Source organism: Pseudomonas sp. B21-012 (assembly GCF_024749305.1).
Taxonomy (GTDB): Bacteria; Pseudomonadota; Gammaproteobacteria; order Pseudomonadales; family Pseudomonadaceae; genus Aquipseudomonas.
This window is the reverse complement of sequence record NZ_CP087197.1, coordinates 1628061-1642714: the sequence shown is the minus strand read 5'-3', so window position 1 is coordinate 1642714 and position 14654 is coordinate 1628061. Positions and strand designations below refer to the sequence as shown.

The 14654-nt window shown below is 62.4% G+C and carries 13 protein-coding genes; all 13 read right to left on the bottom strand.

What is annotated here, in order from left to right; genetic code table 11:
- Positions 1–6 precede the first annotated feature (6 nt).
- The gene (gene astE, locus LOY37_RS07555) at positions 7–1014 is read right to left on the bottom strand and encodes a succinylglutamate desuccinylase (RefSeq protein ID WP_045200172.1); all 1008 of its coding nucleotides are present in this window, start codon (positions 1012–1014) and stop codon (positions 7–9) included.
- A 10-nt stretch (positions 1015–1024) separates the two neighbouring features.
- Entirely contained in the window at positions 1025–1315 is a 291-nt protein-coding gene (locus tag LOY37_RS07550) for a topoisomerase II (protein ID WP_045200170.1), read from the bottom strand.
- 14 nt (positions 1316–1329) lie between these two features.
- Positions 1330–2679, bottom strand: coding sequence for an N-succinylarginine dihydrolase (gene astB / locus LOY37_RS07545; RefSeq protein WP_258716577.1), 1350 nt, complete (start codon positions 2677–2679; stop codon positions 1330–1332).
- A gap of 24 nt (positions 2680–2703) precedes the next feature.
- Entirely contained in the window at positions 2704–4170 is a 1467-nt protein-coding gene (astD, locus tag LOY37_RS07540; protein WP_258717178.1) for a succinylglutamate-semialdehyde dehydrogenase, read from the bottom strand.
- Complete coding sequence (gene astA, locus LOY37_RS07535; protein ID WP_045200164.1) at positions 4167–5192, bottom strand: arginine N-succinyltransferase; 1026 nt, start codon at positions 5190–5192, stop codon at positions 4167–4169. The genes astD and astA overlap by 4 nt, the downstream gene beginning before the upstream one ends.
- A 74-nt stretch (positions 5193–5266) precedes the next feature.
- Positions 5267–6286, bottom strand: a complete 1020-nt coding sequence (aruF, locus tag LOY37_RS07530) for an arginine/ornithine succinyltransferase subunit alpha (protein ID WP_045200162.1) — start codon at positions 6284–6286, stop codon at positions 5267–5269.
- Between the two features lie 132 nt (positions 6287–6418).
- Entirely contained in the window at positions 6419–7639 is a 1221-nt protein-coding gene (locus LOY37_RS07525; RefSeq protein WP_258716576.1) for an aspartate aminotransferase family protein, read from the bottom strand.
- Between the two features lie 249 nt (positions 7640–7888).
- Positions 7889–8869 (bottom strand): transcriptional regulator ArgR, encoded by a 981-nt coding sequence (argR, locus tag LOY37_RS07520; RefSeq protein WP_010226652.1) that lies wholly within the window; start codon positions 8867–8869, stop codon positions 7889–7891.
- A gap of 98 nt (positions 8870–8967) precedes the next feature.
- On the bottom strand, positions 8968–9732 hold the full coding sequence (locus LOY37_RS07515; protein ID WP_045200156.1) for an ABC transporter ATP-binding protein: 765 nt from the start codon (positions 9730–9732) through the stop codon (positions 8968–8970).
- Positions 9733–9799: 67 nt separating this feature from the next.
- A complete protein-coding gene (locus LOY37_RS07510) occupies positions 9800–10498 on the bottom strand; it encodes an ABC transporter permease (protein WP_045200154.1) in 699 nt (232 codons plus the stop codon).
- On the bottom strand, positions 10495–11184 hold the full coding sequence (locus LOY37_RS07505; RefSeq protein ID WP_045200553.1) for an ABC transporter permease: 690 nt from the start codon (positions 11182–11184) through the stop codon (positions 10495–10497). The genes LOY37_RS07510 and LOY37_RS07505 overlap by 4 nt, the downstream gene beginning before the upstream one ends.
- Before the next feature lie 90 nt (positions 11185–11274).
- Positions 11275–12060: an ABC transporter substrate-binding protein gene (locus tag LOY37_RS07500; protein WP_045200152.1), complete on the bottom strand. Its 786-nt coding sequence runs from the start codon at positions 12058–12060 to the stop codon at positions 11275–11277.
- A 514-nt stretch (positions 12061–12574) separates the two neighbouring features.
- Positions 12575–14536 (bottom strand): acetate--CoA ligase, encoded by a 1962-nt coding sequence (gene acs, locus LOY37_RS07495; RefSeq protein ID WP_045200150.1) that lies wholly within the window; start codon positions 14534–14536, stop codon positions 12575–12577.
- Positions 14537–14654 lie beyond the last annotated feature (118 nt).

Below are 14654 nucleotides of genomic sequence, written 5' to 3'. Positions count from 1 at the left end.
CCCAACTCAAGCAAGGCCCTGATCTGACGCGGGCACGATCAAAATCCCCGCCCGAAGGCCGTTCTTGACTTTCGGGTTGGGGAAAATGATGCGCGCGCCCTGCTCTTCGACAATCCAGCGGGTATCGGCGATATCCTCGGCCAGCAGGTAACCGGGCTCGAGCTCTGAGAAATTCTCGACATCGGCCGGCAGGTTCAGGCGAAAATGCTCGCTGTGCTTGATGATCTCGCGCGCCACGCTGAACAGTTTCAATCCATCCAGGGCCTCAGGCGGCTCGGGTTCGGTGCCATCGATAATCTGTTTGAGGCGGGTTTCCAGGCGATCGACGTTGACCGCGCCGTTCTCTCCGAACGGCCGCGCCTTGCCAAGTTCCAGGGTAAAAGCTTCGGCCCCCAGTTGCTCATAGGTGTAGGCCGTGAAGGTGATCGACACCTTGCTCTGCAGCAGCACCGCCTCCATGCCGGCCGCGCTCAGGCGCGCCAGTTCGCGGCGCGAATGCTGGCGGCCTTCCTTGTACGGATAGAGCGCGAACTGCTCGATCTTCGAACCGCGAATGGCGGTGTGCAGGTCGTAATGCAGACGGGTGCGATCAGGCACACTGAAGAAAGTCGCCGCCAGGCGCTCCAGCTCGCAGGCGCGCAGGGCCTCGGGGCCGCTGGTCTGATCGTGGCGACCATTGAACAGGCGGTTGACGTCTTGCTCGATATAACGCTCGCCGCGGCGGATCGCGTCAGGGTTACCGAACAGGAACAGAATACGCGCGCGCGGCTTGAGATCGCCGCGGGCAATGTCGTGCAGCAACCGGTCAAGCAGCTCGATCGGTGCGGTTTCGTTGCCATGGATACCCGCCGACAGCAGCAGGTCCAGGCCATTGTCAAGGGCATCGGGCGGGCGCACTTCGAGGGCGCCCTCGCCGAGCCAGCGCATGCGTACGCCTTCGACAGTCAGCTGGGTCTTCTCTGCCGGTTCACGACCGGCCAGGGTCAGTTCAAGCAGTTTGCCGAGGGCGAGCATGGGCTATTCCTTAGTGATGGTGGCCGCAATCGGGACCATGGACGTGATCATCATCGTCGCCGGCATCGGCCGGTTCCATTTCCAGCTGCAGGCTCACCAGGTTGGTGGCCAGCGGGCGCAGCAGCAGGTTGGCGTACTCGGTGTCGTCTTCTTCAACGTCGACGCCGATCAGCAGCTGACCACGGCCATCCTGCTGAATCCATACCTCCTTGCCTTGCCAGACCACCGCAAAGCGGGTGCAGGAAGTTTCCAGCTGGGTACCATCTTCATCTTCAAGGATCAGCTGCAGGGCGTCGGACATAGTCGAATTCTCTCTCAAGGTTGGAGTTGGAACGGATAGACCGAACCCAGTTTGAGGATCTGGGTCAGTTCATCCAGTGCCGTACGACATTCCAGCAACAACTGCGGATCGGCCAGGTCGGTTTCGCTCAGGCGATCGCGGTAGTGCTTGTCGACCCATTGAGTCAGGGTGTCGTACAGCGGTGCGGTCATGATAACGCCTGGATTGACCGCCGCCAGTTCCGTTTCATTCAATGCCACACGCAAACGCAGGCACGCCGGCCCGCCGCCGTTCTGCATGCTTTGCTTGAGGTCGAAGACCTTGACCTCGCCGACCGGCCCGCCCGAGCGGGTCAAGGACGACAGATAGGCCCAGACCCGCTCGTTGTTACGGCACTCTTCCGGCACGATCAGCAGCATCGAACCATCGGCGCGAGACAGCAACTGGCTGTTGAACAGGTACGAACGCACCGCGTCCTCTACCGTTACAGCCGAGCGCGGTACGCAGATCGCCTTGAAGTTGCCGCCTCGTTTAGCCAGTTTAGCCTGCAGTTGGCCAAGCATCGCCTCGGTCTCGAGGAAGGCGTCTTCGTGGTAGAACAGCACTTCGCCGTTACCTACCGCGATCACGTCGTTGTGGAACACGCCCTGGTCGATCACCGCCGGGTTCTGCTGGGCGAAGACCACGCCCTCCTCGCTCAGGCCGTGCAGGCGTGCGACGGCTTGCGACGCCTCAAGCGTCTGGCGTGCCGGGTACTTCTGTGGCGCCGGGTAGCGGGTGTCGAAGGCGCTGCGGCCGTAGACGAAGAACTCGACACCGGCCTCGCCGTAGCTGCGGCAGAAACGTGTGTGGTTGGCCGCGCCTTCGTCACCAAACTGCGCTACCGCCGGCAAAGCGGCGTGGTGGGCAAAATGCTTGTTATCAGCAAACATGGCGCCGAGCACGCGGCTGGTGGTCGGGTGCTCGATACTGCGGTGGTACTTGCAGTTGAGGTTGGCGGCGGTGAAGTGCACGCGACCGTCCGCAGTGTCGGCACTGGGGCTGACGGTGGCGGCGTTGGCCACCCACATGCTCGAGGCCGAGCAGCTGGCGACCAGCAACGGCATGGCCTCTTTGGCGGCACGCTCGATCACTTGTGCGTCGGTTCCAGTGAAACCCAGGCGGCGTAGTGCTGCCACGTCCGGGCGCTCCTGCGGGGCCAGTACGCCCTGCTGGAAGCCCATCTCCATCAACGCCTTCATCTTCGCCAGGCCCTGACGCGCCGCCTCACGCGGGTTGGATGCCTGCTGGCTGTTGCTTTGCGAAGCAACGTTACCGTACGACAGCCCGCCGTAGTTGTGCGTCGGTCCGACCAGACCATCAAAATTCACTTCAAACGATTTCATCGGCAAGGCTCCGTGGACCTTTTGTTATAGGGAGACGCCGGGCGTCAGTGTCGCAGGCAGGGTCAGGCTGGCGGTCTCCAGCGAGGCTACCGGGTAAGCGCAATAATCAGCCGCGTAATAGGCACTGGCACGGTGGTTGCCGCTGGCGCCCACGCCACCGAATGGCGCGCTGCTGGCGGCGCCGGTCAGTTGCTTGTTCCAGTTGACGATGCCGGCGCGGCTTTGCAGCCAGAAGTACTGATAGCGCGCGTGGGAATCGGACAACAGGCCGGCGGCCAGGCCGTACTGGGTGTTGTTGGCCTCGGCGATGGCCGCATCGAAATCACTGTAGCGAATCACTTGCAGCAGCGGGCCGAAGAACTCTTCGTCCAGGCGCTCGGCGACTGCGCTGACATCGATGATGCCCGGGGTCAGCAGGGCAGCGGTGGCTTGCGGCTGGGTCATTGGCAGCAGCGACACGCCGCCGTTGCCGAGCAGGTGCGCCTGGGCATCGAGCAGTGCCTTGGCCGCGCCCAGGGAAATCACCGAGCCCATGAACGGCGCCGGCTGCTGGTCGAAGGCACCGACCGTAATGTTCTTGCTCACTTCGACCAGGCGTTTGAGCAGCGCATCGCCCCAGGCGCCTTGCGGCACCAGCAGGCGGCGCGCGCAGGTGCACCGCTGGCCGGCGGAAATGAACGCCGACTGGATGATGGTGTACACCGCAGCGTCAAGGTCCTTGACCTCGTCGACCACCAGCGGGTTGTTGCCGCCCATCTCCAGGGCCAGGATCTTGTCCGGGCGCCCGGCGAACTGCTGGTGCAGCAGGTTGCCAGTGGGGCTGGAGCCGGTGAAGAACAAGCCGTCGATGCCTGGGTTGGCAGCCAGGGCCACGCCGGTTTCGCGGGCGCCCTGGACCAGGTTGAGCACGCCTGCCGGCAGGCCGGCGTCGATCCAGCACTTGACCGTCAGCTCGGCGACTTTCGGGGTCAGCTCGCTGGGCTTGAACACCACGGTATTACCGGCCAGCAGCGCCGGAACGATATGTCCGTTGGGCAGGTGGCCGGGGAAGTTGTACGGGCCGAACACTGCAACCACACCGTGAGGCTTATGGCGCAGCACGGCGGTGGCATCGGCCAGCGGGCCGCTCTTTTCACCGGTGCGTTCGCGGTAGCTCTGTACCGAAATCGCTACCTTGTTGACCATGCTGGTCACTTCGGTGGCGGCTTCCCACAGCGGCTTGCCGGTTTCTTCACCGATGCAGCGCGCCAGCTCATCGGCATTGGCCTTGAGCGCCGCGGCAAAGGCTTCAAGCACGCTGATGCGCGCTTCCAGCGACTGCAGCGCCCAGCCGGCAAAGGCCTGGCGCGCGGCCTTGACCGCACTGTCGACCTGCCCGGCGTTGGCGCCCTGGCCTTGCCAGACAACCTGCTGGCTGACCGGGTTAAGTGATTGCAGTGCTTCGCCCTGACCTGCCTGCCAGCTGCCGGCGATAAAGTGAGTCGTCATTATTTGGCCTCCCGGGCAGCAGACAGTGGTACCGCACGCACCTGGTCACCGGCGCTCAGGCGCAGGCGTTTGGCAGTCTGAGGATCGACCACCAGGGTGCCGGCAGCAAGGCGCGCCGGTGCGGCAGTAATGCGGCAGTCTTCACGCTTGCGGTTGTGGATGATGAAGGGGGTGGCATCGTCGCCTGGAGTGCCAACAGCCAGCACCAGTGCCTGGCTGTCGTGCACCGCACGAATCTTGGCGGTCTCGCACTCCACCGCAGGGCCTGCGTCAAAGATATCGACATAACCCTGGTAGCTGAAACCTTCGCTCTTGAGCATCGCCAGCGCAGGCTCTGTGTCGGTGTGCACACGGCCAATGACGTTGCGCGCCGCTTCCGAGAGGAAGCAGGTGTACAGCGGAAACTTGGGCATCAGCTCGGCAATGAAGGCCTTGTTGCCGACACCGGTCAGGTAGTCGGCCTGGCTGAATTCCATCTTGAAGAAGTGCCGGCCCAGGCTTTCCCAGAACGGCGAACGACCCTGCTCGTCGGACATACCGCGCATTTCGGCAATGATCTTGTTGCCGAACAGCTCCGGGAACTCGGCGATAAACAGCAACCGCGCCTTGGCCAGCAGGCGGCCATTGAGGCCACTGCGGTGATCGGCGCGCAGGAACAGCGAGCACAGTTCGGAGTTGCCGGTCAGGTCGTTGGCCAGGAACAGGGTGGGAATTTCCCGGTAGATGTTCAGCTCCTGGGAAGCGCTGACGGTCAGGCCGACCCGGTAGTTGTACCAGGGCTCACGCAGGCCGACCGCGCCGGCGATGGCAGAGATACCCACCACCACGCCTTCGTCGTTTTCCAGCACGAACAGGTAGTCGGCATCGCCGCGCTCGGCTTCGCCACGGAAGGTTTTCTCGGCCCAGCCGACCCGGTGCGACAGGCGCTCTTCATTGGCCGGCAAGGTGGTCAGGCCGGTGCCGGTGCTGCGCGCCAGCTCGATCAGCGCGGGTAAATCGCTGCTGCGTACGGGACGAACGATCATGCTATCTCCTCGGGCGGCGGCCTTTGGCCTGCCGCAAAACTCGACCTGGGTGCTCGATTATTGAACCGCAGGGATCAAACCGCGACCAGACGCACGCTGGCGCCTTCGCCGACGCCCAGGGCTTCGGCGGCTTCAAGACTGAGGCTGACCGGCTTGCCGGGGGCCCAGTCGAGCTCCAGCAGCACTGCGCGGTAGTCCTGCAACTGGCCATTGCTGACCAGGTACGGGCGCCCGCCCTTGCTGGCAGAGTCGTCCAGCTTGACCGGCATCACCCGGCTCTGGGCAATCGACCGGATCCCGGAAACCCGCGCATGCAGGGTCGGGCCGCCGTCGAAAATGTCGATGTAGTGATCGGTCTCGAAGCCTTCGCGCATCAGGATGTCGAAGGTGATCTGCGCCCGCGGATGCACCTGGCCCATGGCCTCCTGCGCGGCGTCCGGCAGCAGAGGCACGTAGATCGGGTAATGGGGCATCAGCTCGGCCAGGAAGGTCCGGCTCTTGAGGCCGCACAGGCGCTCGGCCTCGGCGTAGTTGAGGTCGAAGAAGTTGCGCCCGATGGCGTCCCAGAACGGCGAATCACCATGCTCGTCGCTGTAGCCGACAATCTCGGTCACCACCGATTCGGCAAAGCGCTCCGGGTGGGCGGCCATGAACAGCAGGCGGCCACGGGAGTTGAGCTCGGCCCAGCCGCTGCCGACCAGTTCCGGCAGTACGTAGAAGCTGGTCAGCAGGCTGTTGCCGGTCAGGTCGTGGCACTGCGAGAGGACGTGGATCTTGTTGTGGATCTTCAGCTCGCGCGACGCATGCACGAAGGTCTCGTTGCGAAAGCTGTAGAACGGCTCGGAATAGCCGGCCGAGGCAACGATGGCCGAGCAGCCGACCAGCTTGCCGCTGCTGCTGTCTTCGAGAACAAAGAAGTAGCTCTCTTCACCGTTGAAGCTGACTTCAGCGGCGAAGGAGGTTTCCGAAGCGGCAATCTTGTCGCTCAGGCGACCGGCATCATCCGGCAAGGACGTGACACCAATGGGGCTGTCTGCGGCAAGACGCTGCACTTCGCCCAGATCAGCCATTTGCGCGGGGCGCATCACCAGCATGGTGTCACTCCTTTCGGGTATACAGGCCGACATCCGCCGGCTCAGATAAAAACAGCAGGCGCCCGCAGGCACCTGCTCTGGAATTCGGTATCACCGGCCCCGCAGGGCCGATGACAGGACTGCAGGCGTGAATCAGGCCTGAGTCAGTTTTGCCGCGGCACGCTCGAAACGATCCAGGCCTTCGTCGATGTCGGCATCTTCGACCACCAGGCTCGGGGCGAAACGCACGACATCCGGGCCGGCTTGCAGGACCATCAGGCCTTCTTTCTCGGCGGCGTTGAAGACGTCCTTGGCCTTGCCCTTCCAGGCTTCAGACAACACGCAACCGATCAGCAGGCCAACGCCACGTACCTGGGTGAACAGGCCGTACTTCTCGCCGATCTGCTCCAGGCGCGCCTTGAACTTCTGGTGCTTGGCCTTGACGCCGGCCAGCACTTCAGGGGTGTTGACCACATCCAGCACGGCGTTGGCCACCGCACAAGCCAGCGGGTTGCCGCCGTAGGTGGTGCCGTGGGTGCCGACGGCCAGGTGCTTGGCCAGGTCTTCGGTGGTCAGCATGGCGCCGATCGGGAAACCGCCGCCCAGGCTCTTGGCGCTGGAGAGGATGTCCGGGGTCACGCCGTAGTGCTGGTAGGCGAACAGCGAGCCAGTACGGCCAACGCCGGTCTGCACTTCGTCGAAGATCAGCAGCGCGTTGTGCTTGTCGCACAGCTCGCGGGCGCCTTGCAGGTAGGCAACGTCAGCCGGGACCACGCCGCTTTCACCCTGGATAGGCTCGATGACCACGGCGCAGGTCTTGTCGGAGATCTGTGCTTTGAGCGCTTCCAGGTCGTTGTACGGCACGTGGCTGATGCCGGTGATTTTCGGCCCGAAACCGTCGGAGTACTTCGGCTGGCCGCCGACGCTGACGGTGAACAGGGTACGACCGTGGAAGCTGTTAACGGTGGCGATGATTTCGTGCTTCTCGGGGCCGAAACGGTCGTGGGCGACACGACGGGCCAGCTTGAATGCGGCCTCGTTGGCTTCGGCACCGGAGTTGCAGAAGAACGCACGCTCGGCAAAGGTCGCGTCAACCAGCTTGTGCGCCAGGCGCAGGGCCGGCTCGTTGGTGAACACGTTGGACACGTGCCACAGTTTGTTGGCCTGCTCGGTCAGGGCGCCAACCAGCGCCGGATGCGCATGGCCAAGCACGTTTACGGCGATGCCGCCGGCGAAATCGATCAGCTCGCGGCCCGCCTGATCCCACACGCGGGAGCCCGCTCCACGGACGGGAATGAAAGCCGCCGGTGCATAGTTGGGGACCATCACTTGATCGAAATCGGCGCGTTGCACCGGAGCTTGCGGAGCGGACATCGGAGTCTCCTGAAGAGGAACGCCTGCCTGGAACTGGCGAGCGATGGGGGGATTGTAAGGACAGATCGGCGCCTGACCTTGCCGCCAAGCGACAACTTCTTATAGCGCCAAACCCTGTTTTACCAAGGCTTACGGCAATGCGACAAATAGGGTCGCAAAGGCGCAGTTTAAACGCTGCGGGGAATACGCGGGTGATTCTGTATGGGCAGTTCGATCGCGGGGCAAGTCGGCTTGCCCCGCGATCAAAAATCAACCGCGCTCGGCCGGCACCGAAGACAGTTCGAACGGGCTGCTGCTTCGTCGCTGGTTACGATCTTCGCGCGGCGTGGCACCGAAGAAGTTGCGATAGGCACTGGAGAAATGCGGCCCGGAAGAAAACCCGCAGGAGAGGCCGATCTGGATGATCGACTTGCTGGTCTGCATCAGCATCTGCCGGGCCTTGTTCAGCCGCAGCTCCAGGTAATACTGGCTCGGCACGCGATTGAGGTACTGCTTGAAGATCCGCTCCAGTTGGCGGCGCGAGACGCATACATGCTGGGCGATCTCGTCGGTGGTCAGCGGCTCTTCGATATTGGCTTCCATCAGCAGCACGGCCTGGGTCAGCTTCGGATGGCTGGAGCCCAGGCGGTTCTGCAGCGGAATGCGCTGGCGCTCGCCGCCCTCGCGAATCCGCTCGACCACCAGTTCTTCCGACACCGCACCGGCAAGCTCGGCACCGTGATCGCGGGCCAGCACCGCCAGCAACAGGTCGATCACCGACATGCCGCCGCACGCTGTCAGGCGGTCGCGGTCCCAGTCGAACAGGTGGCTGGTGGCGATGACCTTGGGGAAACGCTCGGCGAAATCATCCTGCCAGCGCCAGTGCACTGCGGCCCGGTATCCATCGAGCAGGCCCAGTTGCGCCAACGGATAGACCCCCGCCGACAAGCCGCCGACCACGCAACCGGCACGCACCAGTTGCTTGAGTGCGCTGGCCAGGCTCGAGGCTACGGCCTGCGGCGGCTCGTCCGCCAGCAGGAACAGCTTCTGACAGCCTTCGAGTTTGCCCGCCCACGGCTCGCCCGGCAGGCGCCAGGCACCTTCGCCAGGCGCTTCGGCCTGCAGGAAGGACAACTCGTAGACCACTTCCGGATGAACCTTCTGTGCTACCCGCAACACCTCCTCGGCCAGCGCCAGGGTCAGGGCTTTGGTGCTGGGCCAGATGAGAAAACCGATTCGCTGGGTGGTCATGGGATGCGGTCCGAAACCTGAGAGAGGTCAAGAAGTTAGAGCCTGGTCAGGCTGCGCTTGATACGCAGCATGACCCATTTTGGTGCAAAGCGGCAATCTTACTTCAAGCTGCCCGAGAGGAACTGCTGCAGACGTTCCGACTGCGGATTGACCAGCACTTCGCGCGGATTGCCGCTCTCTTCCACCAGGCCCTTGTGCAGGAACACCAGCTGGTTCGACACCTCACGGGCAAAGCCCATTTCGTGGGTGACCACGACCATGGTCCGGCCTTCCTGTGCCAGCGACTGCATGACCTTGAGCACGTCGCCAACCAGCTCCGGGTCGAGCGCCGAGGTCGGCTCGTCGAACAGCATCACTTCCGGCTCCATTGCCAGCGCCCGGGCAATCGCCACGCGCTGCTGCTCACCACCGGACATATGCCCAGGATAGGCGTCCTTGCGGTGGGCGACACCGACTTTGGCCAGGTAGTGCTCGGCTTTTTCCAGGGCGTCTTTCTTCGACATGCCGAGCACGTGCACCGGCGCTTCGATGATGTTTTCCAGCGCGGTCATGTGCGACCACAGGTTGAAGTGCTGGAACACCATCGACAGGCGCGAACGCATGCGCTGCAACTGCTTGGGATCGGCGGCCTTGAGCGCGCCATCCTTGTTGGCTACCAGCTTCAACTCTTCGTTGTTGAGCAGGATCTTGCCCGCGTGCGGCTGCTCGAGCAGGTTGATGCAGCGCAGGAAGGTACTTTTGCCCGAACCGCTGGAGCCGATGATGCTGATCACGTCGCCTGCCTTGGCCGCCAGGGACACGCCCTTGAGCACTTCGTGACTGCCGTAGCGTTTATGCAGGTCTTGGATTTCGAGTTTGTACATGCTGTCGATTCTCACAAAGCAGTCAGTCTTGAGCTAACGCTCAGGGCGAAAAAGTGGGCGCAGGCCGTCAGTGCTTGCGCGGCGCCAGGTAGCCCAGCCAGCGGCGCTCAGCCAGCTTGAACAGGCGCACCAGAATGAAGGTCAGGCACAGGTAGAACACGCCGGCCGTGATGTAGGCCTCGAACGGCAGGTAGTACTGGGCGTTGACCGTGCGCGCCGCACCGGTGATGTCGATCAGGGTGACGATCGACGCCAGGCTGGTGGTCTGCAGCATCATGATCACTTCGTTGCTGTACTGCGGCAGCGCCCGGCGCAGGGCCGATGGCAGGAGGATGCGGCGGTACATCTTGACCCGCGACATGCCCATGGCCTTGGCCGCCTCGATCTCGCCATGGGGCGTGGCCTTGAGGCTGCCGGCGATGATCTCGGCGGTATAGGCGCTGGTGTTGATGGCAAAGGCCAGGCAGGCACAGAAGGTTGCACTGGACAGCCACGGCCAGAGGAAGCTTTCACGCACCGCTTCGAACTGGGCCAGGCCGTAGTAGATCAGAAACAGCTGCACCAGCATCGGCGTACCGCGGATCACGTAGGTGTAGAGCCAGGCGCTCATGTTCACCAAAGGCTGCTTGGAGACCCGCATCAGGCCCAGCGGGATCGCCGCCAGCAAACCGAACAGCAGCGACAGCGCCAGCAACTTGAGGGTGGTCAGCAGGCCGCTCAGGTACAGCGGCAGCGCTTCCCAGATGACGTTGTAGTCGAAAATCATAGATCAGCCGCCTTTACGCCAACCGAGTAGCGCTTCTCGAGGTAACGCAGGGCCAGCAGCGAAACACTGGTGATCACCAGGTACAGCGCCGCTACCGCCAGGAAGAAGGTGAAAGGTTCGCGGGTGGCATCGGCCGCCTGCTTGGCCTTGAACATCATGTCCTGCAGGCCCACTACCGAAATCAGTGCGGTTGCCTTGGTCAGGACCAGCCAGTTGTTGGTGAAGCCGGGGATCGCCAGGCGAATCATCTGCGGCACCAGCACCCGGAAGAACACTTGCAGGCTGCTCATGCCATAGGCCATGCCGGCTTCGGCCTGCCCTTTGGGAATGGCCATGAACGCCCCGCGGAAGGTTTCCGACAGATAGGCACCAAAGATGAAGCCCAAGGTGCCGATACCCGCCATCAGCGGATTGAGGTCGATGTAGTCGTCAAAGCCCAGTAGCGGCGCGACGCGATTGAGCAGATCCTGGCCGCCGTAGAAAATCAGCAGGATCAGAACCAGATCGGGAATCCCGCGGATCACGGTGGAATACAGATCGCCGAGCCAGGCCAGCCAGCGCACTGGCGACAAACGCAGCGCCACACCGATCAGACCGAGCACGATGGCCAGGGCCATGGACGACAAGGCGAGCTGTAGCGTCAGCCACGCTCCGTCGAGGATGACTGCCCCGTAGCCTTTCAACATGATGAGGTCCTCGACCTTAGGGATGAAAAAATGGTGCAAACCTCAGAGTCTCTGCTGCTTGCACCATTGAACAGGTGAAACGTCGACGATTTACTTGGCGTCTGGGCCGTAGATGTCGAAGTTGAAGTACTTGTCCTGAATCTGCTTGTACTTGCCGTTGGCACGGATGGCCGCGATGGCAGCGTTGATGCGATCCAGGTTGGCCTTGTCGCCTTTGCGCACGGCAATGCCGATGCCGTCACCGAAGTACTTGGCGTCGGTGAACGATGGGCCAACGAAGGCGAAGCCTTTACCGGCATCAGTCTTCAGGAAACCGTCTTCCAACAGCGTAGCATCGGCGACGGTGCCATCCAGACGGCCAGCGGCGACGTCCAGGTAGATTTCGTTCTGGGTGCCGTAAGGAACGATGGTGGCGCCTTGCGCACCGAACACTTCCTTGGCGAAGCGATCGTGGATCGAGCCGCGCTGCACGCCGATCTTCTTGCCCTTGAGCTCAGTCAGGCCTTCGCTGACCGCAGTACCTTCCTTCATCACCAGGCGTGCCGGGGTCAGGTAGTACTTGCCGGTGAAGTCCACGGACTTCTTGCGATCGTCGGTGATCGACATGGACGACAGGATGGCGTCGATCTTGCGCACTTTCAGTGCCGGGATCAGGCCGTCGAACTCTTGCTCGACCCAGGTGCACTTGGCCTTCATTTCTTCGCACAGGGCATTACCGATGTCGTAGTCGAAGCCGGCGATGCTGCCATCAGGCTGCTTGAAAGCGAACGGTGGGTAGGCGGCCTCGATCCCGATTTTCAACGGTTTCTCATCAGCCAGCGCTGCCAGGGAAAACACGGACAGCGCCAGGGCGCCAAGCAGTGCGAGTTTCTTCATCTGGAACTCCATCGGTAAAGGGCAATACGAGGCAGGGTTGAGAACTGCCCGATATGCGAATGGGTACAACGCGAGCTGCGCAGGGTCGGCATTGAAGCAGACGCGACGAGCGAGTGATCGGCATTTTAACGACAGCTCCGAAGCCGATATTTCTTCAATGCGACAACTAGTTACAGAAGCGCAGGAACGCGGGGGCGCAGATATTGACAGCTTTCGCGGAATATGCAAAAGCAAAAGACAAATAACCAATCAATGAAGCAATAAGCGGGCCTATTATTGGCAAAGCCTTCTAATCCGGCAAGCGCAGCGTTTCAGCAGGCGAAAACGGGTGGCTGAAATGCCCTGAAAACGTACGGTGGCGTTTCGCAATGCCCCGCTTTTGTGCGAAAGCGGTGACAGAAGGGTTACCGATGATTGTCGAAGTAACAGAAAGCACAAAGCCCCGCCGGAGTAACCCGGCAGGGCTTTGCGTGGACCCGATCGCTGTGTAGGAGCGGGCTTGCCCGCGATACCTTTAGGCCGAAGCCTTGCTCATGTCCTTGTGGGTATCGATCAGGTGCTGTACCACACCCGGATCGGCCAGGGTCGAGATATCACCCAGGCCGTCGTACTCGGCCGTGGCGATCTTGCGCAGGATGCGGCGCATGATCTTGCCCGAGCGGGTTTTCGGCAGGCCGGGCGCCCACTGGATGACATCCGGCGAGGCAATCGGGCCGATTTCCTTGCGCACCCAGTTCTTCAGCTCCAGGCGCAGTTGCTCGGTTGGCTCGACGCCACCATTGAGGGTGACGTAGACATAGATGCCCTGCCCCTTGATGTCGTGCGGCACGCCAACCACTGCGGCCTCGGCGACTTTCGGGTGGGCGACCATGGCACTTTCGATCTCGGCGGTGCCCATGCGGTGGCCGGAGACGTTGAGCACGTCATCGACGCGGCCGGTGATCCAGTAGTAGCCGTCTTCGTCGCGACGGGCACCGTCACCGGTGAAGTACATGCCGCGGAAGGTCTTGAAGTAGGTGTCGACGAAGCGGTCATGATCGCCATACAGCGAACGCGACTGGCCCGGCCAGGAATCGAGGATCACCAGGTTGCCTTCGGCGGCGCCTTCGATCAGGTTGCCAAGGTTATCCACAAGGGCCGGCACCACACCAAAGAACGGACGGGTCGCCGAACCCGGCTTGAGCGCGGTAGCGCCTGGCAGCGGGCTGATCAGCACGCCCCCGGTTTCGGTCTGCCACCAGGTGTCGACGATCGGGCAACGCTCCTTGCCGACGGTGTGGTAGTACCAGTTCCAGGCTTCCGGGTTGATCGGCTCGCCCACCGAGCCCAGCAGGCGCAGGCTGGAACCATCAGCACCGGCGACGGCAGCCTGACCTTCAGCCATCATCGCGCGGATGGCGGTCGGCGCGGTGTAGAGGATGTTGACCTTGTGCTTGTCGATGATCTTCGACACGCGGGTGATGTCCGGATAGTTCGGCACGCCTTCGAACAGCACGGTGGTCGCGCCGTTGGCCAGCGGGCCGTAGACGATGTAGCTGTGGCCGGTGACCCAGCCGACGTCGGCGGTGCACCAGTAGACTTCGCCCGGACGGTAGTCGAACACCCGTTCATGGGTCAGCGCGGCGTAGACCATGTAGCCGCCGGTGGTGTGCAGCACGCCCTTGGGCTTGCCGGTGGAACCGGAGGTGTAGAGGATGAACAGCGCTTCTTCGGCGCCCATTTCCTTCGGCGCGCAGTGGCTGGAAGCAACCTTCATCAGGTCTTCGTACCAGATGTCGCGGTGCTGGTGCCAGGCGATGTCGCCACCGGTGCGCTTGCAGACGATGATCTTCTGCACGCTGCTGGTTTCGGGGTTGGTCAGGGCCAGGTCGACGTTGGCTTTGAGTGCGGTGCGACGACCGCCACGCAGGCCTTCGTCAGCGGTGATGACGATCTTCGACTTGCAGTCGATGATGCGCCCGGCCAGTGCCTCGGGCGAGAAGCCGCCGAACACCACCGAGTGGATCGCACCGATGCGGGCGCACGCCAGCATGGCGACCACGGCCTCGGGGATCATCGGCATATAGATGGTGACCACGTCACCGCGGTGCACATCCTGGCCACGCAGGGCGTTGGCGAACTTGCACACTTGCTCGTGCAGTTCACGGTAGGTGATGTTGCGGTGTTCGGAAGGGTCGTCGCCTTCCCAGATGATCGCGACTTGATCGCCGCGCTCGGCCAGATGGCGGTCCAGGCAGTTGTAGGAAACGTTCAGAGTGCCGTCAGCAAACCATTTGATATCGACATGGTGGTCGTCGAAGGAGGTCTGCTTGACCTTGGTGAAAGGCTTGATCCAGTCGAGGCGCTGAGCCTGCTCGCGCCAGAAGCCGTCCGGGTTGATCACCGACTGCTGGTACATGGCCTTGTAGGTCGCCTCGTCGGTCAACGTCTTGGCCGCAACCTCGGGACGAACGGGATACAGGGGAGCCGCACTCATCTTTGTTACCTCGGTGTAATAGTTGTTTTTGTATGACCTCGTTGTAACTGTACCAGACTGCGCCGGCCATTCGACGTTGGTAGTAACGCCCTGGTCTTTTCTCCCTGCGACAAACCGC

Bases quoted from the DNA above. Each gene is read 5' to 3' on its own strand.
- astE (WP_045200172.1), bottom strand. From the start codon at position 1,014: ATGCTCGCCCTCGGCAAACTGCTTGAACTGACCCTGGCCGGTCGTGAA.
- LOY37_RS07505 (WP_045200553.1), bottom strand. From the start codon at position 11,184: ATGTTGAAAGGCTACGGGGCAGTCATCCTCGACGGAGCGTGGCTGACG.
- acs (WP_045200150.1), bottom strand. From the start codon at position 14,536: ATGAGTGCGGCTCCCCTGTATCCCGTTCGTCCCGAGGTTGCGGCCAAG.
- LOY37_RS07550 (WP_045200170.1), bottom strand. From the start codon at position 1,315: ATGTCCGACGCCCTGCAGCTGATCCTTGAAGATGAAGATGGTACCCAG.
- LOY37_RS07525 (WP_258716576.1), bottom strand. From the start codon at position 7,639: ATGTCCGCTCCGCAAGCTCCGGTGCAACGCGCCGATTTCGATCAAGTG.
- LOY37_RS07500 (WP_045200152.1), bottom strand. From the start codon at position 12,060: ATGAAGAAACTCGCACTGCTTGGCGCCCTGGCGCTGTCCGTGTTTTCC.
- astA (WP_045200164.1), bottom strand. From the start codon at position 5,192: ATGATCGTTCGTCCCGTACGCAGCAGCGATTTACCCGCGCTGATCGAG.
- aruF (WP_045200162.1), bottom strand. From the start codon at position 6,286: ATGCTGGTGATGCGCCCCGCGCAAATGGCTGATCTGGGCGAAGTGCAG.
- argR (WP_010226652.1), bottom strand. From the start codon at position 8,869: ATGACCACCCAGCGAATCGGTTTTCTCATCTGGCCCAGCACCAAAGCC.
- astB (WP_258716577.1), bottom strand. From the start codon at position 2,679: ATGAAATCGTTTGAAGTGAATTTTGATGGTCTGGTCGGACCGACGCAC.
- LOY37_RS07515 (WP_045200156.1), bottom strand. From the start codon at position 9,732: ATGTACAAACTCGAAATCCAAGACCTGCATAAACGCTACGGCAGTCAC.
- LOY37_RS07510 (WP_045200154.1), bottom strand. From the start codon at position 10,498: ATGATTTTCGACTACAACGTCATCTGGGAAGCGCTGCCGCTGTACCTG.